The 22,445-nt window shown below is 50.1% G+C and carries 25 protein-coding genes and 1 pseudogene; 11 read left to right on the top strand and 15 right to left on the bottom strand.

The window, feature by feature from the left end; genetic code table 11:
• Window positions 1-117: 117 nt before the first annotated feature.
• Window positions 118-1,635: a carboxypeptidase M32 gene (locus BMX45_RS21640; protein WP_090911707.1), complete on the bottom strand. Its 1,518-nt coding sequence runs from the start codon at window positions 1,633-1,635 to the stop codon at window positions 118-120.
• Window positions 1,636-1,764: 129 nt separating this feature from the next.
• Between BMX45_RS21640 and BMX45_RS21645 the strand changes: the two genes are divergently transcribed.
• The 5 genes from BMX45_RS21645 to BMX45_RS21665 all read left to right on the top strand — a co-directional run bounded on the left by BMX45_RS21645 (window position 1,765) and on the right by BMX45_RS21665 (window position 4,280).
• Window positions 1,765-2,094: an iron-sulfur cluster biosynthesis family protein gene (locus BMX45_RS21645; protein ID WP_090911709.1), complete on the top strand. Its 330-nt coding sequence runs from the start codon at window positions 1,765-1,767 to the stop codon at window positions 2,092-2,094.
• Between the two features lie 49 nt (window positions 2,095-2,143).
• A complete protein-coding gene (locus tag BMX45_RS21650) occupies window positions 2,144-2,713 on the top strand; it encodes a beta-class carbonic anhydrase (RefSeq protein ID WP_090911712.1) in 570 nt (189 codons plus the stop codon).
• 204 nt (window positions 2,714-2,917) lie between these two features.
• Window positions 2,918-3,496 (top strand): PadR family transcriptional regulator, encoded by a 579-nt coding sequence (locus BMX45_RS21655; protein WP_015734646.1) that lies wholly within the window; start codon window positions 2,918-2,920, stop codon window positions 3,494-3,496.
• A gap of 55 nt (window positions 3,497-3,551) precedes the next feature.
• The gene (locus tag BMX45_RS21660) at window positions 3,552-3,998 is read left to right on the top strand and encodes a hypothetical protein (RefSeq protein ID WP_090911714.1); all 447 of its coding nucleotides are present in this window, start codon (window positions 3,552-3,554) and stop codon (window positions 3,996-3,998) included.
• Between the two features lie 3 nt (window positions 3,999-4,001).
• The gene (locus BMX45_RS21665; protein ID WP_090911716.1) at window positions 4,002-4,280 is read left to right on the top strand and encodes a YxcD family protein; all 279 of its coding nucleotides are present in this window, start codon (window positions 4,002-4,004) and stop codon (window positions 4,278-4,280) included.
• Between the two features lie 295 nt (window positions 4,281-4,575).
• Here the strand turns inward: BMX45_RS21665 and BMX45_RS21670 are convergent, their stop codons facing one another.
• Window positions 4,576-5,037 (bottom strand): hypothetical protein, encoded by a 462-nt coding sequence (locus tag BMX45_RS21670; RefSeq protein WP_090911718.1) that lies wholly within the window; start codon window positions 5,035-5,037, stop codon window positions 4,576-4,578.
• Between the two features lie 409 nt (window positions 5,038-5,446).
• On the opposite strand from BMX45_RS21670, the gene BMX45_RS21675 reads away from it, so the two are divergent.
• Window positions 5,447-7,285: a UbiD family decarboxylase gene (locus BMX45_RS21675; RefSeq protein WP_090911720.1), complete on the top strand. Its 1,839-nt coding sequence runs from the start codon at window positions 5,447-5,449 to the stop codon at window positions 7,283-7,285.
• Window positions 7,286-7,496: 211 nt separating this feature from the next.
• Window positions 7,497-8,024 (top strand): GNAT family N-acetyltransferase, encoded by a 528-nt coding sequence (locus BMX45_RS21680; RefSeq protein ID WP_090911722.1) that lies wholly within the window; start codon window positions 7,497-7,499, stop codon window positions 8,022-8,024.
• A 28-nt stretch (window positions 8,025-8,052) separates the two neighbouring features.
• On the opposite strand, the gene BMX45_RS21685 is transcribed toward BMX45_RS21680, so the two are convergent.
• Window positions 8,053-8,850 (bottom strand): formate/nitrite transporter family protein, encoded by a 798-nt coding sequence (locus tag BMX45_RS21685; RefSeq protein WP_090911724.1) that lies wholly within the window; start codon window positions 8,848-8,850, stop codon window positions 8,053-8,055.
• A 328-nt stretch (window positions 8,851-9,178) separates the two neighbouring features.
• On the opposite strand from BMX45_RS21685, the gene BMX45_RS21690 reads away from it, so the two are divergent.
• The gene (locus tag BMX45_RS21690; RefSeq protein WP_009591384.1) at window positions 9,179-9,775 is read left to right on the top strand and encodes a YjgB family protein; all 597 of its coding nucleotides are present in this window, start codon (window positions 9,179-9,181) and stop codon (window positions 9,773-9,775) included.
• Window positions 9,776-9,864: 89 nt separating this feature from the next.
• Here the strand turns inward: BMX45_RS21690 and BMX45_RS21695 are convergent, their stop codons facing one another.
• The 3 genes from BMX45_RS21695 to BMX45_RS21705 form a co-directional block, all read right to left on the bottom strand.
• The gene (locus BMX45_RS21695) at window positions 9,865-10,866 is read right to left on the bottom strand and encodes a phosphotransferase enzyme family protein (RefSeq protein ID WP_090911726.1); all 1,002 of its coding nucleotides are present in this window, start codon (window positions 10,864-10,866) and stop codon (window positions 9,865-9,867) included.
• Window positions 10,867-10,995: 129 nt separating this feature from the next.
• Window positions 10,996-11,982, bottom strand: a complete 987-nt coding sequence (locus tag BMX45_RS21700) for a formylglycine-generating enzyme family protein (protein ID WP_090911728.1) — start codon at window positions 11,980-11,982, stop codon at window positions 10,996-10,998.
• A gap of 84 nt (window positions 11,983-12,066) precedes the next feature.
• Window positions 12,067-13,527 carry a sulfatase family protein gene (locus BMX45_RS21705; protein WP_090911730.1) on the bottom strand — a complete coding sequence of 487 codons (1,461 nt, stop codon included), beginning with the start codon at window positions 13,525-13,527 and terminating at the stop codon, window positions 12,067-12,069.
• 257 nt (window positions 13,528-13,784) lie between these two features.
• Here BMX45_RS21705 and BMX45_RS21710 point away from each other — a divergent pair, with 257 nt between their 5' ends.
• On the top strand, window positions 13,785-14,576 hold the full coding sequence (locus tag BMX45_RS21710; protein ID WP_254778178.1) for a helix-turn-helix domain-containing protein: 792 nt from the start codon (window positions 13,785-13,787) through the stop codon (window positions 14,574-14,576).
• Between the two features lie 17 nt (window positions 14,577-14,593).
• Here BMX45_RS21710 and BMX45_RS21715 read toward each other — a convergent pair whose 3' ends face one another.
• From BMX45_RS21715 to BMX45_RS21755, 9 genes are all read right to left on the bottom strand, one after another.
• Window positions 14,594-15,199, bottom strand: a complete 606-nt coding sequence (locus BMX45_RS21715; protein WP_090911734.1) for a class I SAM-dependent methyltransferase — start codon at window positions 15,197-15,199, stop codon at window positions 14,594-14,596.
• A 113-nt stretch (window positions 15,200-15,312) separates the two neighbouring features.
• Window positions 15,313-16,095 (bottom strand): sulfite exporter TauE/SafE family protein, encoded by a 783-nt coding sequence (locus BMX45_RS21720; RefSeq protein WP_090911736.1) that lies wholly within the window; start codon window positions 16,093-16,095, stop codon window positions 15,313-15,315.
• A gap of 174 nt (window positions 16,096-16,269) precedes the next feature.
• Window positions 16,270-17,397, bottom strand: coding sequence for an MBL fold metallo-hydrolase (locus tag BMX45_RS21725; RefSeq protein WP_090911738.1), 1,128 nt, complete (start codon window positions 17,395-17,397; stop codon window positions 16,270-16,272).
• Between the two features lie 109 nt (window positions 17,398-17,506).
• Window positions 17,507-18,094, bottom strand: coding sequence for a sulfurtransferase TusA family protein (locus tag BMX45_RS21730; RefSeq protein ID WP_090911740.1), 588 nt, complete (start codon window positions 18,092-18,094; stop codon window positions 17,507-17,509).
• Window positions 18,095-18,204: 110 nt separating this feature from the next.
• The gene (locus BMX45_RS21735) at window positions 18,205-18,501 is read right to left on the bottom strand and encodes a rhodanese-like domain-containing protein (protein WP_090911742.1); all 297 of its coding nucleotides are present in this window, start codon (window positions 18,499-18,501) and stop codon (window positions 18,205-18,207) included.
• Between the two features lie 29 nt (window positions 18,502-18,530).
• Window positions 18,531-18,896, bottom strand: coding sequence for a rhodanese-like domain-containing protein (locus BMX45_RS21740; protein WP_090911744.1), 366 nt, complete (start codon window positions 18,894-18,896; stop codon window positions 18,531-18,533).
• A gap of 45 nt (window positions 18,897-18,941) precedes the next feature.
• Window positions 18,942-19,427, bottom strand: coding sequence for a DsrE/DsrF/DrsH-like family protein (locus BMX45_RS21745; protein WP_015734628.1), 486 nt, complete (start codon window positions 19,425-19,427; stop codon window positions 18,942-18,944).
• A gap of 88 nt (window positions 19,428-19,515) precedes the next feature.
• Entirely contained in the window at window positions 19,516-19,743 is a 228-nt protein-coding gene (locus BMX45_RS21750; RefSeq protein ID WP_090911746.1) for a sulfurtransferase TusA family protein, read from the bottom strand.
• A 127-nt stretch (window positions 19,744-19,870) separates the two neighbouring features.
• Window positions 19,871-20,131: a metal-sensitive transcriptional regulator gene (locus BMX45_RS21755; RefSeq protein ID WP_009591350.1), complete on the bottom strand. Its 261-nt coding sequence runs from the start codon at window positions 20,129-20,131 to the stop codon at window positions 19,871-19,873.
• 260 nt (window positions 20,132-20,391) lie between these two features.
• Between BMX45_RS21755 and BMX45_RS21760 the strand changes: the two genes are divergently transcribed.
• The gene (locus tag BMX45_RS21760; RefSeq protein WP_090911748.1) at window positions 20,392-22,044 is read left to right on the top strand and encodes a CoA-disulfide reductase; all 1,653 of its coding nucleotides are present in this window, start codon (window positions 20,392-20,394) and stop codon (window positions 22,042-22,044) included.
• A 130-nt stretch (window positions 22,045-22,174) separates the two neighbouring features.
• Window positions 22,175-22,445, top strand: a pseudogene (locus BMX45_RS21765) (helix-turn-helix domain-containing protein); the annotation flags it as partial.

Consider the following 22,445-nt stretch of genomic DNA (forward strand, 5'->3'; position numbering starts at 1 on the left):
GCATGCCGGCATATTTGGATAGGCCCACTTACGCAGGGAACGAATAAAAAGAACCCGGTTTCAAAACTCTTCCGAATAAAAAAAGCGCAGCCTCTCGGGCTGCGCTTCTCGCGATCATTACAGTTTGTAGATCTCTTTATATTTCTCTTCGAGATAATCGGCCAGATAATCCGGATTCAGTTCTTCACCGGTGACGCGTTCGATGATCTCGGACGGCTTCTCGCTCTTTCCGTATTTGTATACCTTGTCCGTCAGCCACTCCTTGATCGGAGCCAGGTTCCCGGCCTCGATGAGCTGGTCCAGATTCGGCAGCTCTTTGCGCATGGTGTGCAGCATCTGGGCCGCATACATGTTGCCAAGGGAGTACGAGGCGAAATACCCGAAATCCCCGCCGGACCAGTGAACGTCCTGAAGCACGCCCATCCCATCGTTCGGCGGCATAATGCCGAGGTATTCTTTATACTTCGCATTCCAGGTCTCCGGAAGATCCTTCACCGCCAAACCTTCGTTAAAGAGTTTCTTCTCGATCTCATAACGAATGATGATGTGCAGGTTATAAGTAAGCTCATCTGCCTCAATTCGAATCAGAGAGTTCTCTACCTTGTTCGCGGCCAGGTAGAAGTCCTCTACGTCCACGTCCTTCAACTGTTCCGGGAAGTGCTGCTGCAAATCCGCGAAATAGCGGCGCCAGAACGGACGGCTGCGGCCGATCATATTTTCCCACAGACGGGATTGGGATTCATGGATGCCCATGGAGGTACCGCCGGAAAGCGGTGTCCCCGCGAGTTCCTTGTCGATATTCTGCTCGTAAAGGGCATGGCCTCCCTCGTGCAGGGAGCTGAATACCGCACTAAGCACATCGTCCGGAAGGTACATGGTCGTAATGCGCACGTCTCCCGGGTTCAAGCCCGTGGCAAATGGATGCACGCTCTCGTCCAAGCGTCCCGCTTCAAAGTCATAGCCCATCTGCTCCAGCAGGAACAAGCTGAATTTCTCCTGCTGTTTTTTCGGAAACAACTGCTTCAAGAAGTCTGCTTTCGGCTTGAAGGGCGCTTCCTGGATCGCCTGGACCAGCGGTACCAGACGCGCTTTCAAGCGGTCAAAGATGGCATCCACCTTTTCCACCGTTAAATCCGGCTCATACATATCAAGGAGCGTATCGTACCTGGTGTTTTTCACGCCCCAATAATCAATAAACTCTTGCTTGAACGCAACGATCTTCGTTAAGTAAGGTTCGAAGCCTTCAAAATCGCTGTTCTTTTTCGCTTCCTCCCACTTCGTCTCCGATTGGGCGGCGAGAATGGAATATTCCTGGAAGCGCTCTGGCGGAATGGACTTGCTCTGGTCGTATACCTTGCGCACCTCTTCGATCATGCGGCGTTTGCGATCATCCAACTGCTCAGCTTGTTCCGGCTTGGCAAAGAAAGACAACAGCTCTCCCATTTCTTCCGATATTTGCAGTTTAAATGCCTCTGTGGAGAGAACCCCGATCGTTTCCGAGCGGATCTCGGTTCCTTTGCGCGGAGCGCCTGTCCGTAAATCCCAATGAAGTAGGCCAATAGCTTCGTAGTAACTCATGATTTTGCGAACCAATCGTTCAAATTGTTCCCATTGCTGTAAATGTTGTACTGCCATACCGGCACACCTTCTTTTTTTTATGATAGGATTCTTGTTTACTCTATTGATGATACTTTTTACAAGGTATATAATCAACTTCCAGAAAGAATAAATAACAATCTACATATAAAGGAGTGTCAGGATGGCGTGAATATTCAACTCACCCCGCAAGCCGAGCTGAAGCTGAGGGACAAACTCGGGGACAAGCCGGGCGCAATCAGGCTGATCTATGACACGGAGGGATGCGGATGTGCCGTCAACGGCGTCCCAGGCCTGCGTATTGTAGATGAGCCGGCGTCGGATGATCTTGCTGTCGAAACGGACAGCCCGGTAACGTTTATCGTGAACCGCAAGCAGGCAGTTTTCTTTGAAGAGAAAATGAAACTCGATGCCGATCCGGCCGCCTACGCCTTCCGTCTGGACAGCAGCGGACAGCATTATGGCACCAATATCCAGGTAGTGGATACCAGAGCGTGAGCAGCAGCATTCTAAATGAATACTAGATACAAAAGGAGAGAATAAATCGATGGAAAAACACCTTAACAGCATACTGGAACACAATCGCAGCTTTGTAGAGAATAAAGAATACGAATCCTATCTGACAGGGCGTTTTCCTGAGAAGAAACTCGTGATTATCACCTGTATGGATACGCGCTTGGTCGAACTTCTGCCGAAAGCGATGAATTTCAAGAATGGCGATGTCAAAATCATCAAAAACGCCGGTGCAATCATTTCCCAGCCTTTCGGGAGCGTGATGCGGAGCGTCATGGTTGCGCTGTACGAGCTTCACGCGGAAGAAGTCATCGTTGTGGGCCACTATGAATGCGGCATGGCATCCCTGAACGCAGAGGATATGATCCAGCATATGAGAGACCGCGGCATTTCCGATGAAGTGCTGTCCACGCTGGAAAACTCCGGCATCCGGTTATCCAAATGGCTTCGCGGTTTCGATAACATTACGGACGGCGTAAAAAATACGGTCAACCTGATTAAAAACCACCCGCTCCTTCCTCCAAACGTACCCGTCCATGGCATGGTCATCGACCCCAATACCGGTGCGCTTGATCTCGTCGTGGAAGGATACGAGAACGAATAAATCAACCAAAGTCAAATGGAAGCACAAACGCGCACGCGTTTGTGCTTTTTTAGTCACAATTTTGCCAAAAGCAGAGAGAAAGCCCCCTCCCCCGGTTGTCAAACCATACAGTTTCAGTGTACACTTTTTAACAACCGGACCGATAGGCGGATTATCATTCCTGCCTTGGCGTCCACGATATGCGTTTCAAAGGGAGTTATGTCCATGAATACGTTGTCATACGGCTTGTTAGGATTACTAGCAAGAAGAGAATCATCAGGATACGATTTGATGCTTCGCATACAGCCTTTTTGGCAAGCCAAACACAGTCAAATCTATCCGCTGCTGTCCAGCATGGAGGAGAAACAGCTGTTGTCCTCGCACTGGGTTCAGCAAAGCGATAAACCGGACAAAAAAATTTATGCGATTACAGAAAAAGGCATGCAGAAGCTGCGTGAATGGATGTACCAACCGATTGCGCCTGCAGTCACCAAGGATGAGCTTTCTCTTCGGACCTTTTGCCTGTGGTTGACGGAGATCGGCATCGCCGTCGATATTTTCGAGGACCGCAGAATTGGGTATCTGGAGAAAAAGCGTTACTATGAGCAGATTTTAGCGGGGATTCCGGAGGACACCCGCGAGATCGGAAGCAAGGCGTTCAGCAATTATGTGCTCGCTACCAAAGGACTGATGATGGCTGAAACCGAGCTGAAATGGTGCGATTGGGTACTGGAATTACTGAGACAGCAGCAGCGCGCTACAGCCTCAAACCATGGCCGCACAAATTTTGAAACCTTATCGTGACTCGTCCGTATTACTCTTTATACTCTAAATTAATTGGGAGGTTCGACAGAACACAATGAAAAAAGTATTGACGATTCTAGTAGCGATTACACTGTTCTTTGTAGCGCTGACGCCTGATTCCGCAGATGCCAGAAGAGGTGGCGGAGGTTTCAAATCCGGAACCAAGTCATACAACAGCACTCCGAAAAAGAATGATACCAATAATGTGCAACAATCGAACAACCGATCCAATACCTCTGGAGCAGCAGGCAACACGGCAAACCGCGGATTCTTCAGCGGCGGCGGCTTGATGAAAGGTCTTATGATCGGTGGTCTGGCTGGCTTGCTCTTCGGCAGCATGTTCGCCGGCATGGGCTTCATGGGCGAAATCATGGGATTGCTCATTAACCTGATCGCAATCTGGGCTTTGATTATGATCGTTATGGCTGTTGTACGCGCCGTGAAGAATCGTCGTAAACAAAACGAGCCTCGCGACAACAACAATCACAATAACCGGTACTAATCCATGGTTCTAAGCATGGACGAAATCATCAATGCGGTCTGCCTTCACCAAGCGGAACGCAGAGGCGTCAAACCAACGGACGTATCGCTTGAGCTTAGCTGGGACGAAGATACGGGATATACGGCCGAAGTATGGGTCAACGGAAGAACTCAGTATTTGATTGAGGCCAACCTCATCGAGGCCATTCTCCGCTACCTTCACTCCGAGTACAATATCCGCGCATACAGCGAGCAGGTAAGACTTGAGCTGGAAGATGAAATTATCGCCATTGTTCAGCAATAAGGCGATGAATTTAATAAAGCAGCCCTTCGCCATTGTGCGAGGGGCTGCTTTTTTGAATTGTCAACATGAAGAGCCGTTCGTACACCGCATGAAGCATCCGTCCAAGAAAAGCACTTCAACCATATCGGCGCCATTCCTCATACTGTCCACCGATCTGAAGAAAGGATTCATTGATCATGTCCTTCTTTTATAGGATCTCATCCTCGGTACACTTCAAGTCGGTGGTTACATTATCCGCTTTTCATACCGAATGCCGCTTGCCAGGTTGATCCGGCAATTCAGATAACGAAGCAAATTAGTCCCTATGCAAGATTCGTTTGTACTCTCTCAAACTGTTCGGGATATGACCTGCGGCAAAAACGATGCTGAACATAAACAACAGGACGGAATGCAAAACCACCGAACCAGCCAGAAAATAAAGGACCGGACTTATCGCTAGTGGTACCGGAATGCACATAACCGGCTTGAATAACAGCCCATAGTCCCTGTCGTTCAAAAAGTATCGGCACCATCCCCCATAGTATAGCAATAGCGATAGAATCATTACGATGAGCGAGATGATTTCGTACCCGTTCCGGAGCTGGACCGTAAAAAATATAGGGACAATCATGGTCCCGATTCGCCCGATCCCTTCGGCCACCGAGAAGATCAAGCTTGGATTGGGCTGACCGGACATGTTATGCGGCGAGCGTCTAAAGAACAAGAGATTAGGAAGCAGAACCATAAAAGGCATGAAGAGGCTCGCTGGATGAAACAAAACCGTTTCCTCCTTTACTAGTGAAGCAGCGCTTCAGTTTGCTCGTCTATTCCCCCATTATACGATCCAATGAGAAACTACGCGGGGCTTCCCTTACCGCATTTCATCTACGCGAAATATCTGGTATTGCCTGCGGTATTCTCCCGCGTCGCTCCTTCTCATCCATTTATCCCTGCGGATCATGTACATTACTAAACAGATCCCGATTGATCAAACTATTTCATAGCTATTCTGTTGTGAGGCATGAAGAATATAGCAACGCCCTGACCTATTGCATGTTTTATCAGAAAGACGATTTTTAATGATGGAGCCGTTCGTCCATTCTATATCGTGTGTCATTGACCTGCGCATTGAGATTGTCGATAATAGTAGAATAAGTTCACTATCTACAAGGGATTGGAGCTATGTAATGAAATATACTAATCTGGAAGAATGCATCATTGATTTGGAGCGACATGGGCATTTGGTTCGTATACATGAAGAGGTCGATCCTCATTTGGAAATGGCAGCCATACATATGAAGGTTTATGAGGCAGGCGGCCCGGCACTCCTGTTTGAGAATGTAAAAGGTTCAAAGTTCCGTGCGGCATCCAACCTGTTCGGCACGATCGAGCGCAGCAAATTCATTTTTCGGGAAACCTTCCAATCTACGCAAGACGTTATCGCGCTGCGCAACGATCCGATGAAGGCGCTCAAAAATCCTTTTAAATATATCGGGACGGGACTGGCAGCTAAATCTGCACTGCCGATCAAAAAAACAGGTGCCCTGCCACCCGGATTTCAGGAAATCCAAATTTCCGATCTGCCGCTCATTAAGCACTGGAAGGACGACGGCGGCGCTTTCGTCACGCTGCCCCAAGTGTATTCCGAAGACCCGGAGAAGCCGGGCGTCATGAATTCCAATCTAGGCATGTACCGGGTTCAGCTCACAGGCAATGAATATGAACTGAACAAGGAAGTCGGCATCCATTACCAAATCCACCGGGGTATCGGCATCCATCAAGCGAAGGCGAATAAGCTGGGTCAGCCGCTGAAAGTAAGCTGTTTTATCGGGGGGCCCCCTGCCCATACGATTTCAGCGGTGATGCCTCTGCCGGAAGGCATGAGCGAGCTTACCTTTGCCGGACTGCTGTCGGGACGACATTTCCGGTACAGCTATGTGGATGGTTACTGCATCAGCCACGATGCGGATTTTGTTATTACGGGGGAGATCCACCCCGGCGAAACCAAGCCCGAGGGACCTTTTGGCGATCATCTGGGTTATTACAGCCTGGTCCATCCGTTTCCCGTCATGCGAGTGCATAAAGTCTATGCCAAGCAGCAGGCCATCTATCCGTTTACGGTCGTCGGGAGACCGCCGCAGGAAGATACGTCCTTCGGGGAGCTGATTCATGAGCTGACCGGCGGGGCGATCCGGCAAGAAATTCCGGGGGTCAAGGAAGTCCATGCGGTTGATGCTGCCGGGGTACACCCCCTGCTCTTTGCCATCGGCAGCGAACGGTATACACCATATCAACAAGTAAAGCAGCCGGCCGAGCTTCTCACCATCTCCAACCGGATACTGGGCACGGGCCAATTAAGTTTGGCCAAGTATTTATTCATTGCAGCTGAAGAGAAACAGCCTTTAAGCACGCATCGCATCGAGGACTTCTTGACCTATATATTGGAACGCATCGATCTGAAACGGGACATCCATTTTCAGACCAATACCACGATCGATACGCTCGATTATTCCGGAACCGGACTCAACACCGGCAGCAAGGTCGTATTTGCGGCGGTCGGTGATAAAAAAAGGGATTTGTGCCAAGCAGTGCCTGAGGCGTTAATGGAGCTTCCCGGATATGCGCCCGCAAAATGGATTATGCCTGGCATTGTCGCCATCCAGGGAGCCCCCTTTACGAGTTATTCCGAAGTGGCGCAGGAAATGTCGAGCCTTAGCGATGCCATCCGGGAACGAGGTTCACTTCCTTCTTGCCCGATGATCATTCTGTGCGATGACAGTGAATTCATGAGCGCAACGCTCAACAATTTTCTCTGGGCAACCTTTACGCGCAGCAATCCTTCCCACGACATTCACGGCGTGAACAGCCGCTATGAGCACAAGCATTGGGGCTGCGACACGGTCATTATCGATGCCCGGACGAAACCGCACCAAGCCCCTCCGTTAATACCGGACGCGGAGGTTGAACGCAGCATCCAGCGTTTGTTTGCGAACGGCGGCAGTTTAAGCCGCATTTCGCTGCGTTAAGAGTTAAGAACGCGGTTGAGCCTGTATCAGGAAGTAAAGGGATAAAATTGTAAAGGGCTGGTCCAACGTCCATTTGACTTTGCGACCAGCCCTTTATTTTTTAATAGCAATAACGCGAATTCCGTGCAATCCTCTTCTCTTTATCAATACATCTTATATATAATGAAATCTAATCCTTATTAGTCAATACGCTCATCCAGGGAGGGTAAACATGTTTCCAGAACTACAGACTCAACGATTATGGCTGCGTGAAATCCGGCTTCAGGACGCCGAGGCCATCTACAGCTGCTTCTCGCATGAGCAGGTGACCCGCTATTACGGTCAAGACACGTTGACCAGCCCCGAGCAAGCTCGTCGATTCATTGAGCTGTTCGCCAACAATTACGCAGAGCAGCGCGGGATTCGATGGGGTATCGAAAGAAAAGAAGCCCACGGCCTGATCGGGACGATTGGATATAACGCATGGTCCCCACGGCATAGAAGAGCAGAAATCGGATATGAGCTTCATCCCGACTTCTGGAGGCAAGGCTATGCCCGCGAAGCGGCCTCCGCCATCCTGGCATATGGATTTCAGGAGCTTGGCCTAACCCGCATCGGTGCCGTCGTTTTTATCGAGAACCAGGCTTCCCATGCACTGCTGGCCAAGCTCGGATTCGAAGCGGAAGGAACCCTGCGCCAGTATATCTATCAGAACGGCACGGCACACGATACGCGGGTGTATTCATTGTTGCAAGGCTAGCGGAGCTAAGCTTGCGCGCTTCCAAACCTTATTCACCAGAGGATTCCTTCGCATCCAGAAAAGGCTTGTTCACAAAATAATACATAAAGCCCATTAATAGAACGCCGCCGATCAAATTGCCGAACGTTACCGGAATCAGATTATGCAATACGCCATCAAACGAAATCGTGCCCGGATGATTCAGCACGAGCGCTATGGCAAAGGTGCACATGTTCGCAACACTGTGCTCGTATCCGGAGATGAAAAAGCAGAACACAAACAGCATCATGGCAAACATTTTGGCTCCGTCGCCCTTCAGGGACATGGGAATGAAAAAGGCAAGGCATACGAGCCAGTTGCACAGAATCGCTCTAAAAAAAAGCTGCATCGTCGGGGTGGTCATTTTGTGTTCCACCACATTGAGCAGAAATCCGTTCACGGAGGAATCGGTGAATAATCCCGTTAAGAAAATCAACAGCGCAAACGTGCAGGCACCCAGGATGTTTCCGGCATAACTGAAAATCCATAGCTTGACTACTTCCAGCCACTTTAATTTCTTGCGGAGAGCGGCATACGTGTAATAAAACGTATTCCCTGTAAACAAATCCCCTCCCCCGTACGCGATCAGGATAATCGCCGCACCAAACGTAAGAGCAGCCATCGGATAAGTCAGCGGGGAATGCTCCAGATAAAAAAAGTTCCCCGTCTTAAAAGCGACAATGACGCCAAAGCCGATAAACATGCTGGCGAGCATGGAGCGGGCGATGTAGCGCAGCTGGCTTTGTTTAAAAATTTTGTGTTTTTTGAGAGCAAGCTGCTCCACCTTGAGTAAGGATTCGGTTTCCATAATTCCTCCTGAAAAAGTCGGTTCTATATAGATTACACGATTTTTCCAAAAAATCATATCACCCCTGTACTATTACCCATTTTCCGAATAAGCTCAGGTCATGGACGGATTCATCAATGTTCGTCCGATTGGCGTACCCGATTCATCGTTCAAACCATTAGTATCCTGCAAGGCGTATTATTTCCAGGTATCAAATCTGCAATGTCATCTTCATAGAATCGTAACCCATTGCCCTTAAGCATCAACTATCATGGGAAGATAAGTCAGGATCCGTTGTTTGATACACAGCACATGTGGTAAGTAGTTGTTACAAAGGAGAGGATGCAACATGAACTTGAAACAACCAGCTAAAAAAGCAATCGTCACCTTGACTATGGCGGGCGTCGTCGGCCTTAGTGCATTCGGAGCCAATCATGCTGTTTTGCCGCTGCAGCAGGCTGAAGCCGCCACGGCGGCAAGCGCCGAGGATTATGCTGCCGAGCACGCGCTCAAGACGCTCAACAGCTTTTATAAACCTGCATTGAAGGGACAATTCCCCGGTGCGGTCAGCGGATTAACGATCGGTAAAAGCACTAAGCAGGACGTGTACAAGGCCATTGGCGAGCCTCCCGTGCCCGGCAAGGATGCCGATGCCTTCGACGTATACGGGGCAAACATGGGGAATCCGGGCTACGCCTTCTCCTACAAGCTGAATAAAATTCGCGAAATGCGTTATTTTGGCACCAATGTGGAACGACAGACGAACATCGGCGGCATCACCATGAAAATGCTGAAGAAAAATTGGTTTGCTCCGGATGCAACCACCACATTCAAGAACGGAAAAACGAAGCAAACCAAGCTGACTTACCATCGTGGAGCATATAAGCTGGAGTTTATCTTCAACAGCAGCACGGACCTGGATCATATTAATTTGCTGAAAAAATAAAGTTGAATAAATTCATTTTATTTTTCTTGTATTACGGTTCGCCACATTAAGAAAAACCCCGGTCTCTTGAAGAGATCGGGGTTTTTGGCTTACATCAAATACTGTGTTAACACGTCTTCCATCCATGCCTGACTTTGCTCCAGCCGCTTCAATCCGGCTGCCAGCATATCGATCTGCTCCTGCAGCACATGGGACTCATCGGTCCCTTCCCGATAGCGGCTCAAAAAATGCAAGAAAACGTCAACCAAACGTAAGCGCAGCAGTAACGGTACGGCAGCAATCTCCTCTTCGGTCAGCCGTACGCGGCTGGCAAAGCCTTCGCAGAACTGCCGGATAGCGTCCTTCTCCTCCGCCATTCCCAAAAATCCCGAAATGACGACCGCCGGTTCCATCGCCCTGACATCCTTTGTGCAAAACTCGAAGTCAAGCAAAGCGATGACCTTGCCCGATTGTTCCGAATCTACGAGCAGGTTCGAAAAGTTCAGGTCCCCGTGGACCAGCTGCTGCGGCAGATTTTTCAGGGATTCCAGCCTGCCGGATATCTCGGTATACGCTTCTTGAAGGATTTGCAGCGCGTTTCCTTGTTCCTGGAACTCGACGGGCGGTTGCTTGCAGAAATCCTGAATGAATGCCCTGCTGCATGAAGGATACGATTGAAGCAGCTCGTAATAGGGCGGATACACCGGCTCCATTCCAATCGAACAATCCGCAAGTGCACGTACCAGTTCTCCCGTTTTTTCACCGAAGGAATAAGTCGCTTGGATGCTCTCTTCATCCGGTCGCGCTCCTTCAATGTATTCGAATAGGCAAGCGTATCGATCACTTCCGTCCTGAACCCGAACCATCTTATCGCCAGACGTTGATGGAAGAGGCGTTGGGACTTTAAAGCTAAGGGGTGCCCGCTGGAGCGAGTCCAAAACCGCAAACTCGAATTCGATCCTTGCCTTGTCACGATGCGTATTGTAAATGCGCATGACCGAACGCCGATGCGGGTTATGAATAAAAAGGGTCGTATTGTTCCAGCCCGTAGGGCCGTTTAACGTATCTCCGTACCACTCGGGCCAATACGTTTGCAGAAGCTGCTCAATCATGATCAATCCTCTCTTACCTATATAAATCCTATCGTAATCCGAATATATCATCATTTCTGCAAAATTTCTTTTGTTTTTGCAATTATGACCTATACGCCAAGATGCATCGTCTATTAACAACAATAAGCCCTATAACACCGCATCCCTCACCACCCGGAAACCGCAGTTGCCCGTCGAGCTGTCGGGTGTATTCCCGCTCCGCGCCGCGACTCGATACCGGTTGCAGTAGGATCTGTGGCACAGGTACGAGCCCCCGCGCATCGACCTTCTGCCGGTAGGCTCCCCATAGAACGGATTGTTCGCCGAGGTCTGTTGATGATACGACGGGCTGAACCAATCGCCGCACCATTCCCATACGTTGCCGGACATGTTGTACAATCCGTAACCGTTCGGTTTGTAGGCATCCACCGGCGCGGTTCCGATGTACCCGTCGCTGGCGTTATTTTTGACCGGAAATTTGCCCTGCCATATGTTGCATTGATGCTCTCCGTCCTGTTTCAGCAGATCTCCCCACGGATAGGTCCTGCCCTCCAAACCGCCGCGAGCCGCATATTCCCATTCCGCTTCCGTCGGAAGCCGCACGCCGGCCCATTGACAGTAAGCTGCGGCATCGTTCCAGGATATATGTACGACCGGATGGTCCATCCGATCTTCGATGCTGGAATCCGCCCCCTCGGGTGCTGCCCAGTAAGCCCCTTCGACCACCAGCCACCAAGGCACCTCTTGCGGCACCTGGGCTACTGCTGCCTTCGTTTCCTCCGAAGCCAGCAGTTCAAACACAAACGACCAGCCGAACCGTTCCGCTTCCGTCACATAACCGGTGGCTTCCACAAACCGTTGATATTCCTCATTCGTTACGGCATAGGGCGAGATCTCGAATCCGGAGACGGTTACGCTGCGAGCCGGCCCTTCGCCGTCACGAGGGAAACCTTCATTCGAATTCGTGCCCATCGTAAACGTCCCTCCAGGCAGCGTGATCATATCGGTATGAAGATCAGGATGAGAATGTTCATCATACTTATCATCTCTTGTAGTGCCAAGAAGATCCTTCTGGCCGGATCCCGCCAACTGCACGTGCGCTCTGGAGCCTGCGCAGCAGGAATGTGGTTCTCCCATGTTATTTGTTCCTCCAATCCTTGATACGGAGAACAGGACAACCGCGTTCAAAGCGGTTATCCTGCTCCAACCTTGCTATTGCGATTACACGAACTCCCGAGGATGGCGGCGCATCAGCTCCGGCACCGCTTCTCCCCGGCCCGTGTTCTTCAAACGCTCGATATACCGGGGCAAATGGCCTTTGGCATGGTAAGGTCCCCCCTCTTTCATGACCGTCCACAAGGGATCCACGTCAAACGGCATCGTCGACATCATATGATCATGCCACTCATTCAGCAGGTAGACGGCCTCCCGGCAAAGATCCGGTCTTTGAGACGCCTGGTTGTGCTGTTCATAAACGTCCTCGGTGATATGGAACAGCATTTCTTTGTCGAACAGATGAAAGCCGTCATGATAGGTTCGAATGTACAGCCAATCTCCAAATCGCACGCTTCGCTGGCAGACGTGTGCACATTGGGATACCACCAGATACTCCCTGCCGCTCTCGCGTCCGCTTCGCAGGGTCTCGGCATAACTGATTCCATCCCAGCTTCTTGCCGGTGCCACGTTCATATATTCCGCCATCGTAGGCAGAAGATCCAGATGATAGTGCAGATTGCGATCCGATATCCCTTGCATGATGCCGGGCCCTCGGATAATCATCGGAATGCGGCAGGTTCCCTGATCCGCTGTGCCATGTTCGCCATAAATCCCAAGCTCCCCCATGTTCTCGCCATGATCCGCCGTTATGATTACGATCAAGTCATCCATAACGCCCTTGGATTCCAGCAGCTCGAAGATGGCCCCGATATGCTTGTCCATATGCCGAATGCCGCAATCATAGCCGTCCACCATCGTCCGCAAATCCTCCATCGTCCGAATCTCTCCGGGATGACGCGGGTAATCGGGGGATACATCACTATTATACATGTTAATTTCGTTTACACCATGCGGGCCGACCTTCTTCTGATGCTCCTGAAGCACGTCTTCGGATAACCACTCCGGAAGAGGATCATGCTCGAACGGATTGCCCAGCGACTGAGGTGCACGATACGGCGTATGCGGATCCCAGAAGTTCACATAGAGCATCCAATTATCTTCATCGGCGTTGCGATCCAGCCAGTCCAGGACCACCGGAGACACTTCTTCAGCCGACTCCAAGCCGCCTTTGCCTGTATTATACATTTCATTGAAGCCCGCATAGAAGGTCCAGGCGGAATGGCGCTCTCCGAACGGACTGATCAACGCGGTTTTCATGCCGGCCCGGCGGAAAATGGCGGGAAAGCTCTCCGAAGCCAGCTTGTCGCGGAAATCCCGCGTAATGCCTTCATGCCGCACGTCCGCTGCCGAGCCTCCATGGCCCACGACCCCGTTATGAATGCCGAACCTGCCGGTCATCAGCGCGGTTCTAGAAGGAAAACATGGAGCGTCGGAGGTATAGTAATTGTCGAAGCGTACGCCTTCCGCCGCTATCCGGTCAATGTTGGGCGACGTATTCCGATGGTATCCATAACACCCTAAATGATCCGGTCTGGTCGAGTCCAAATCCAGCAATAATACTCTCATTCACGCATCGCTTCCTTCCTCATCCCTTTTCTCTTACCCTTACATGTCAGCGTTTACAAAATGACTGCTTTTGACAGAAATTATAGGCCAATGCTTCCTGTTGAGTCGATGTACATTTCGTTAATTTGTTGTACGATTCTCCTTCGATTTTGGTTAGCAGACCTGTAAATACCAACAAACAGCTACTCATTGGCAGCATGGATATGCTAGGCTATAGGTATAAAATCACTACGAGGTGCTTGTCTGTGATCCAATTAATGAGCGTGAATTTTGATGATCATATCCCGAACTGGCGGACTCAGCTTGAGACGCTCCGTTACAACGTGCTCGTTGTGGTAAGAGAAGGTAAAGTGAGGTATGAAATCAACGGGGAAGAGATCATTGCGGAAGAGGAAGACGTGCTCTTCATCCCGCAATCGACGAAACGGAGCGGCGGCAACTGGAATGATATCCCCCATCGGAAATACACTATTCTCTTTACGATGGATCCTCAGGTAACCACAGGCATTCCGTTTCTGGATGGAGGGCAATTCCGCAAATTCAACCTTGCGCATATTCAGTATGCCTACCGCCGCTGCGAGCGATTATTCGAGGAAATGCGCGGCGGCAAAAGCTACCGCTCCATGATCTGTCAGGGCATCATGCAGGAGCTGCTCGGCATGCTGGCCCGGGAACTCGAGAAGACCGAGCTGCCGCCAAGCAAAAGAAATTATGCGGATACCATCAAATCGTATCTGTTGGACCATTACCGCGAACCGATCGAAATCGAAAAACTCGCAAAGTTAATCCATCGTTCCCCCAATTATGCCACCGCCCTCTTCAAGGAGGTGTACGGTCATTCCCCGATTCGGTACATGCACCAGCTGCGCGTGCTGGAAGCGTGCGGCCTGCTGCTTCATTCCGACATGACAATCGCTCATATCGCCCACTATCTGGGTTATTATGATACGTCCTATTTTTATCGCATGTTTAAAAAATACACCGGTCTGTCACCCTCCGACTATGTGAAACAGGGCGATCGGTCCGATGTATCCAAGCTGTTCACCTAATGCTTATTCGCAAATATTCATTTGATGGACGGCTTTTGCCCCGCAAACTGAATGACATGGGACAAGCCCTGATGCCCCTGTCCTTCCTGCCGAACGACCTCACCCATGAAAAAATGGACGATTCGCCAATCCGCAAAAGCTTCAAGGAAATCGCCGGGCGCGTATAAAAACAGAGGATCTTGCGGCCCCCCGCTGCGATAAGGAATCTGGTACGGGGAATACACCTCGGTGAGAAAATATCCTCCCGGCTTCACCGCGGTTTTCACGCCTTCCAGCGTCCTTGTTCTCAATTCTTTGGGAAAATGTCCGAACACGCAAATGATCTCATCCCATTGCTCCTTCGTCCACTGCGCTTCCCTAAGGTCCACAAGCTCGGTGCGAATCTCAACGCCGCTGGCTTCGGCCAGCTTATTGGCTTTGTTCAGGCCGGACTCCGCATAATCCCACACGGTTACGTTCATGCCTTCGCGAGCCAGAAACACCGCATTTCGTCCTTCGCCCTCCGCGATCGCAAGCGCATTACCCGTTAATGCCAACCTCTTATGCATGTCGGCTATAAATACATTGGGCTCGGTTCCGAAGACATAGTCTTCGCCCTGAAACCGTTCATTCCATGGATTCATTATTGGATCCCCCTATTGATCATCAGTTACTTGGATAACATTGGGCATATCACCATATTACCATGCCTGTTTCATCCTCTGCAGCATCACGTCTTACTTAAACGATAGAACCATCATAGAATGTCCAGCCATATTTTGATAGCCGTTGCCAGGATCAAAACGGCCAAAATGATCTGCAGAATCTTTGTGTTCATTTTCTTGCCCGCGGCCGCACCGAGTGGAGAAGCGATCAAGCTGGCAACAACCATAATAAGGGCCGGGATATAATCCACTTGCCCCGTTGTCAGCTTGCCAACCGTCGAACCGATGGATGAGATGAAGGTAATCGCAAGCGAGGTGGCAATGGTCATCCTCGTCGGTATTTTCAATACAACCAGCATGATCGGAACGAGCAGGAACGCACCAGCCGCTCCGACGATGCCAGCTCCGATTCCGACCACAAGAGCCAGCAAAGCGGCCAGCCATTTATTGAACTTGACCTGATCCAGGGGAATATCGTCCACCCCTTTGTTCGGGATGAACATCATCACGGCCGCAATCAGCGCCAATATGCCATAGATGAGATTGATGCCGCCTTCGCTCATCATCTTGGAGCCGAAACCGCCGATGAAGCTGCCGAGCAATATGGCCGAACCCATATAGATAATGAGCGTTTTGTTCAGATATCCGCCCTTGCGGTATGCCCACACGCCCCCAATCGTGGCAAAGAATACCTGTACGGCGCTTATGCCCGATACTTCATGCGTGGTGAAAGCCGCAAGGCCGAATAACGGCGGGATATACAGCAGCATCGGGTATTTGATGATCGAGCCGCCAATGCCAACCATTCCTGATATATATGAGCCAATGAATCCGATTAAAAATATCGTAATGATGAAGGATATACTTAGTTCCATCGTGCTGCCCCCTTATTTCTCTTTAGAAAAGAAGGGAACCTGTCCGGTTCCCTTGGATCTCTTTATATCTTGTTTCATCCGTTTATATCAATGGCCGATCTTGTTATCGACCCTTGCCATAGCTCTTAATCATGAATAATCCTGCCTCTTAGCATTAGAGTGTCGTGGTCCAAATTAACGTACCGCACAGCGGTTCGGCCCAATCTCCATCTCACGCTGCCGCTCGGTGTCAGGGTTCATTTTCCCCATGTTGGTTTGACGAATTTCCTGATAGCTGTTAGGCTGCGGCGGCAGATTCTGCGTTACCAATGTTCGAAATTCCGTCTCTTCGGCGATGCTGAGGCCATGGTTTTCCCGATACAGCTCTCCCAATTTCTTCGCGACCGTCCCGTCCTCGTTCAATTCGTCCATGATCATGAAATGCGCCGGCAGTACGATCAAATCATCGGATAGTTGGGTGTAGCGGGCATAGAGCGTCTCCCGCAAATCGCCGACCCAATCGTCTGCCAGCCCCGCCAGATCCGGACGGCCGATGGAATCGATAAACAGAATATCGCCTGTCAGCAGGTAGCGGTCATCTATGACAAACGAAGTGGAGCCGATGGTATGACCCGGAGAATGGAGCGCATCGATGCGGATGGTGCTCCCGCCAATCGCCACTTGATCGCCGTTCTTCAACGGCTCGTATTTAAACACGACCTCGCTGGCATCCTCTGGCGGAAGCCAGTATACGGCTCCTGTCTGCTCAGCAATCATTCGACCGCCGGAAATATGGTCTGCATGGAGATGGGTATCAAACACATGCTTGATTTGGGCATCCACGCTTTCGGCAAATTCAAGATATACCTCCGTCATGCGGGTAGCGTCAAACAATGCCGCTTCGCCGTTCGATACCGCCATATAAGACAAACAGCCTTTGCCGATACGAACAAACTGATATAGCGTGCCGCCATCCGCCAAGCTGCCGATCTTCAGCGGGACAAGATGTTCGCTCCAGGCTTTCATCCCCCCTTTTAAGTACGCGACATTCCGTCCTTGCTCGGCCAGCATCTCGGCCACCATGACCGACGACCCTTCCTTGGCGCATACAACCAGCACTTCTTGATCCTCCGGGATTTGATCCAATATTTCTTCCACGCCGTCAATCAAATCAAAATAAGGGATATTCAAATGCCGAACTCCTTCGCCCTCAATCTTCCAATCCTCAAAATCCGAAGGGTTCCGCACGTCCAATAGAAACAGGCTCTCTTTGCGAATCACCTTCATGGCCACTTCTTGCGCTTTCATTTCTCTCATTGTCATGGTGCTCTTCCTCCTCTTAAATTCAGTCATTGGATCTGATAAATTGCACATTCCTTCCGGCTGCCTATTGCAAATACGAAGTGCTAAGCATGCTTATTGGACAGCCATCTTAAGAATCTGCGCGATCATTCAAGCCTAACGTTTCTCCTCTCCAGCCGCTCATGCCCGGCACCACGTTTATAATGCTTGCATAGCCTTTAGCTGAGAGCTTTTGCGCAGCGAGGTCACTCCGCGTCCCGGTACGGCAGATGACATAGATTTCATCCTCTTTGTTCAGCTCAGCCATACGTTCATCCAGTTCGCCAAGCGGAATCGATACGGCATTGCGAATATGCCTGAAAGCAAACTCCGTCGCTTCCCTCACATCCAAGACGATGATTGGCGCTCCGGACGCAAGTTTCTCCTCCAGCTGATCATTAGACGCTACATGTGGATAGCTTCGTTCTGCCGTTTCTTCCCCTGACGATTTACGGAGGTAGTGTTTCAGCACATCCCCCTCTTCAACCGTTCCGAGATATTGATGGCCCGTGCTTTCCGCCCATGCCTGCATGTCGGCCTTGGAACCTTTGTCGGTCGCCTCTACCTCCAGCACATAGCCGGCTTCAAGATCCTTCATCGCTTTTTTTGTGCGGACGATGGGCATCGGGCATGCCAGCCCCTTAGCGTCCAACTTCATATTCGATTCAATTGCTGCCATATCACATCGAACCTCCATTGTTTTGTTTGTCAGATCCTTTATACCCTAAGGGGTATATTTCGTTTCAAAAAAAGGTGACGAACACACCCATTCTTTTCAAATAGACACGGTTACTCTGTTTCGCCCTCCCATGCGAGCATGCCGCCCGTCATATTGATGACTTGATAGCCTTGGCCTTCCAAATAATCGGCTGCACGGCCGCTGCGTCCACCGGAACGGCATACCATGATATATTCTTTCGACCGATCAAGATCCTGCTTGCGGAATTCAATCAGACCGAGGGGAATATTAACGGCGCCCGGAATTTTACCTTCCGCGACTTCTTCCACTTCTCGCACATCAATGATATTCACGGCTGTCCCGTCACTCAACATCCGCTCTAGTTCTTTTGGAGAAATTTCTCTCACGTTGATCAGCACTCCTTTTACTTTTAAGTTTAAGACCAGGCATTCATGCCGCCCTTCACATTGGTCACCTTCACAAAGCCTGATTTCTTTAATGTTTTGCTCGCTTTGTTGCTTCGCATACCGCTTTGGCAGATCAATACCACTTCCCTTTCTTTGGAGAGCAACTCGCTACTCAACAAAATCTGATCCAGCGGAATATTGCGGAAACCCCGAATGTGATTTCCCTTGAATTCTCCCGGCGTCCGGACATCGATGAACTGCTTGTTCGCATTGGCATCCTTCAGCTCATGGTTTAGCTGAGCCGCGGTAATTTGCCTGACTCCTTTGGCGGGGAGAATTCTCCAAACGACAAACAGAATGAGAAGTGCAATGAACAATACATTGAGAATATCCATCTTTATTCCCTCTCTTTATTACAGCAGCCTTCGCCGCTGTTTTTCTTAAATGAACAAGTTAACATTGCCATCCTGAGCGTCGCCCAAATACGCCGCAACGCCCGCATACTCGATGCCGTCCAGCAGTTCTTCTTGCTGCAGCCCAAGCAGATCCATCGTCATCGTGCATGCAACCAGCTTCACGTCCTGCTCCTGTGCCATCTCGATCAATTGCGGAAGCGGAACGGCGTTGTGTTTCTTGATGACGTCCTTGATCATTTTGGGACCCATCCCGGCAAAATTCATTTTGGAAAGTCCCATGTGGTTGGATCCGCGCGGCATCATTTTTCCGAACATCTTCTCGATGAAGCTTTTTTTCTTGGGCAGCAGGACATCCTCATCCTTCCGCAATGCGTTCAGCCCCCAGAAGGTGTGGAAAATCGTCACCTCATGGTCGTATGCGGCCGCACCGTTGGCGATAATATAGGCAGCCATTGCTTTGTCATAATCGCCGCTGAATAATACGATCGTTGTCTTTTTTGTTTCTGTCACGTCATGATCTCCCCCTGTAATGCGTTTATTAATAGATCCAATAGCAAAGTCTTTTATACCCCTATGGGTATTGAAGCACTCAAAAAAATTATCCCTTCCTAATCCAAAACTTCAGCACGCCGCCATCCTCTTGATGTTCCAGCATCTCGTTGCCCGTCGATTTGGCCCAAGCCATCAAGTCGCTCTTCGCGCCTTGATCCGTTGCATGAATCTCAAGCACTTGACCTTGTTCCATTTCTTTCATCTGTTTCTTTGTTTTCACGATCGGCATGGGACAGGCCAAGCCTTTAACGTCCAATAGTTTATCCGCGTTCATCATGATTCCTCCTTAAAATGAATGAGTATATGGTCCGATAATACCCCTTGGGGTATATTAAACGATATCCAAGGTCCTGTCAATCTTATTGGTGGATCCTGATATTAAAATGAGGGACACTTCCCCGTTATCTGCTCTTAACTAGCAGATTTACCGCTTCAACCACAAGCTTCTCCGTATCCTGCCCGGTCTCTGCGGCCTGCTGTACGCATTCCACAAGATTTGAGCTGACGACAACGCCGATCGTCCGATCGATCGCCGTCCGCGTCGCAGACAACTGGGTGATCACTTCCTTGCAATCCTGGTTCTCCTCCATCATTTTCAGAATGCCGCGCAGCTGCCCTTCAATGCGTTTCACCCGATTCTTCATCTGATCATTGTAATCCATCTGGATCCCCCTCCTGTCTGTGTACTATTATTAGGATGCATGATTTAAAGCATATAGGTTGCATGTCCTTAATATATACCCCCATGGGTATTTTGTCAAGTTTCGGCTGCCACAGCTTCATTGAGATGAGCTCTAACTTGTCGCTTAACAGACATTTCTGATATTTGTAACACCTTTTCTATGCTGCTCCATGTTATGATACCCCATAGGGTATACATTAATCCATACGTAATTTACACCAACTCAGGGAGGAATATTCGATGGGCAAAAAAATCGTCATTGTCGGCGGCGTAGCAGGCGGCGCCTCGGCAGCTGCCAGACTGCGGAGATTGGATGAGAGCTCTGCCATTGTTTTAGTGGAACGCGGGGAATATATTTCGTTTGCCAACTGCGGTCTGCCCTACTATATAGGAGAAACTATAACCGACCGCAATAAGCTTATGGTGCAGACCGTACCCGGCCTCAGCCGCCGCTACGAGCTGGATATTCGGAATCTCAGCGAAGTTACGTCCATTCTGCGTGATAAAAAAATGGTTGCGATTAAAAACCTTGCTACCGGCGAAACCTACACCGAGAGCTATGATTATCTGATTCTGTCACCCGGCGCGAAGCCCGTGGTGCCGGATATTCCCGGCTTGTCCGAAGCTCGTAACGTATTCACGTTGCGGAATATCCCGGACACGGACCGAATTAAGCGGTACGTGGATGAAGTCCAGCCGAAGGAAGCCGTTATTGTCGGGGGCGGGTTTATCGGGCTGGAAATGGCCGAGAATCTGGAGGATCGCGGCGTTCAGGTTACAGTCGTCGAAATGGCCAACCAGGTGATGGCTCCGCTGGATTACGAAATGGCCGCGATCGTTCAGTCGCACCTTAAAGAAAAAGGAGTTCGTCTGATTCTTGAGGGTGGCGTAGAAGCTTTTCATGACGGCGGCCAACAAATCGAGCTTTCCAGCGGCAAACGAATATCAACCGAGATGACGTTGCTTTCGATAGGCGTTCGGCCAGAGAGCATGCTGGCGTCAGCTGCCGGACTTCCCGTCAATGATCGCGGCGGAATTCAAGTTAACGAATATATGCAGACCGCCGACCCGAGCATTTATGCCATCGGCGATGCGATTGAGGGAAAGGATTATGTCCTTCAGACCCAGACCTTTATCCCGCTCGCCGGTCCTGCCAATCGGCAGGGACGCTTGGTTGCGGATCATATCTATGGTAAAAACAATCGTTACAAAGGCACGCTCGGTTCGTCGATTGCCAAGGTATTTGATCTAACGGTTGCTGCGACAGGTGTTAACGAAAAGCGCCTGAAGCAGATGAACCTACCTTATCACGCCATCCATATTCACCCTTCGTCGCATGCCGGGTATTACCCCGGGGCGTATCCCATCTCCTTGAAGCTGTTATTCCATTCGGAAACAGGTCAAATCTATGGGGCGCAAGCGATTGGAGCAGATGGCGTGGACAAGCGAATCGATGTCATTGCTACAGCAATCATGGGAAACCTCAATGTATGGGACTTGACGGAGCTGGAGCTGTCCTACGCGCCCCCTTATTCCTCCGCCAAAGACCCGGTTAACTATGCCGGATATGTTGCCGCCAACATCTTGGATGGCTTGGTCGAAACGGTCCAATGGCATGAAATCGACGATCTGGTTGGAAAAGGCGCAACCCTGATCGACGTCCGCGAACCTAAGGAAAGGGAAGCAGGATATATCCAAGGTTCCATCAACATTCCGCTTAACGATCTCCGCAGCCGATTGAAGGTACTGCCGGAGAATGAAACGCTGTACGTAACTTGCCAGGTTGGGCTGCGCGGATACTTGGCGGCGCGTATTTTGGCCGGGCATGGCTTCCGGGTTAAGAATCTGGACGGCGGCTGGAAAACATACTCCTCCGCGTATAAGCCGTCCTAATCGATCCCAACTGAAACTGCCTTGAATCGATAGACAAACGGATTGCCATTCAAAACAACAAAAAAAAGCCCCGCCAATGAACTGCACCCCAATTGTTAGACACATCTAACAGTTGGAGGTGCAGTTTTTTATGACTAAATTTACTAAGGACAGCAAATTGGCATTAATTCAAGGGTATGACTCGGGTCTTCTATCTCAGTCAGAATACGCAAATCAAATGCGCGTTACCAAGTCTCAATTCCAATATTGGTTAAAGCTCTATGAGATGCATGGTGAGGCCGTCTTTACTAACGGCTATACAAATTATCCGGCAAGCTTTAAACTGGACGTACTCAATCATATGGCTCAATCAGACGCTTCTCTCATGGATACCGCTGCATTGTTTAAGCTTCCGGACTTCT

It is taken from the genome of Paenibacillus sp. cl141a, assembly GCF_900109305.1.
GTDB classification, from domain to species: Bacteria; Bacillota; Bacilli; order Paenibacillales; family Paenibacillaceae; genus Paenibacillus_AQ; species Paenibacillus_AQ lautus_A.

Excerpts from the sequence above, each read along its gene's own strand:
- BMX45_RS21700 (WP_090911728.1), bottom strand. The coding sequence starts at position 11,982 with ATGGGAGAACCACATTCCTGCTGCGCAGGCTCCAGAGCGCACGTGCAG.
- BMX45_RS21650 (WP_090911712.1), top strand. The coding sequence starts at position 2,144 with ATGGAAAAACACCTTAACAGCATACTGGAACACAATCGCAGCTTTGTA.
- BMX45_RS21710 (WP_254778178.1), top strand. The coding sequence starts at position 13,785 with ATGAGCGTGAATTTTGATGATCATATCCCGAACTGGCGGACTCAGCTT.
- BMX45_RS21730 (WP_090911740.1), bottom strand. The coding sequence starts at position 18,094 with ATGGCAGCAATTGAATCGAATATGAAGTTGGACGCTAAGGGGCTGGCA.
- BMX45_RS21675 (WP_090911720.1), top strand. The coding sequence starts at position 5,447 with ATGAAATATACTAATCTGGAAGAATGCATCATTGATTTGGAGCGACAT.
- BMX45_RS21655 (WP_015734646.1), top strand. The coding sequence starts at position 2,918 with ATGAATACGTTGTCATACGGCTTGTTAGGATTACTAGCAAGAAGAGAA.
- BMX45_RS21760 (WP_090911748.1), top strand. The coding sequence starts at position 20,392 with ATGGGCAAAAAAATCGTCATTGTCGGCGGCGTAGCAGGCGGCGCCTCG.
- BMX45_RS21750 (WP_090911746.1), bottom strand. The coding sequence starts at position 19,743 with ATGAACGCGGATAAACTATTGGACGTTAAAGGCTTGGCCTGTCCCATG.
- BMX45_RS21695 (WP_090911726.1), bottom strand. The coding sequence starts at position 10,866 with ATGATTGAGCAGCTTCTGCAAACGTATTGGCCCGAGTGGTACGGAGAT.
- BMX45_RS21720 (WP_090911736.1), bottom strand. The coding sequence starts at position 16,095 with ATGGAACTAAGTATATCCTTCATCATTACGATATTTTTAATCGGATTC.
- BMX45_RS21680 (WP_090911722.1), top strand. The coding sequence starts at position 7,497 with ATGTTTCCAGAACTACAGACTCAACGATTATGGCTGCGTGAAATCCGG.
- BMX45_RS21740 (WP_090911744.1), bottom strand. The coding sequence starts at position 18,896 with ATGGATATTCTCAATGTATTGTTCATTGCACTTCTCATTCTGTTTGTC.
- BMX45_RS21725 (WP_090911738.1), bottom strand. The coding sequence starts at position 17,397 with ATGACAATGAGAGAAATGAAAGCGCAAGAAGTGGCCATGAAGGTGATT.
- BMX45_RS21715 (WP_090911734.1), bottom strand. The coding sequence starts at position 15,199 with ATGAATCCATGGAATGAACGGTTTCAGGGCGAAGACTATGTCTTCGGA.
- BMX45_RS21755 (WP_009591350.1), bottom strand. The coding sequence starts at position 20,131 with ATGGATTACAATGATCAGATGAAGAATCGGGTGAAACGCATTGAAGGG.
- BMX45_RS21640 (WP_090911707.1), bottom strand. The coding sequence starts at position 1,635 with ATGGCAGTACAACATTTACAGCAATGGGAACAATTTGAACGATTGGTT.
- BMX45_RS21685 (WP_090911724.1), bottom strand. The coding sequence starts at position 8,850 with ATGGAAACCGAATCCTTACTCAAGGTGGAGCAGCTTGCTCTCAAAAAA.
- BMX45_RS21665 (WP_090911716.1), top strand. The coding sequence starts at position 4,002 with ATGGTTCTAAGCATGGACGAAATCATCAATGCGGTCTGCCTTCACCAA.
- BMX45_RS21690 (WP_009591384.1), top strand. The coding sequence starts at position 9,179 with ATGAACTTGAAACAACCAGCTAAAAAAGCAATCGTCACCTTGACTATG.
- BMX45_RS21660 (WP_090911714.1), top strand. The coding sequence starts at position 3,552 with ATGAAAAAAGTATTGACGATTCTAGTAGCGATTACACTGTTCTTTGTA.
- BMX45_RS21705 (WP_090911730.1), bottom strand. The coding sequence starts at position 13,527 with ATGAGAGTATTATTGCTGGATTTGGACTCGACCAGACCGGATCATTTA.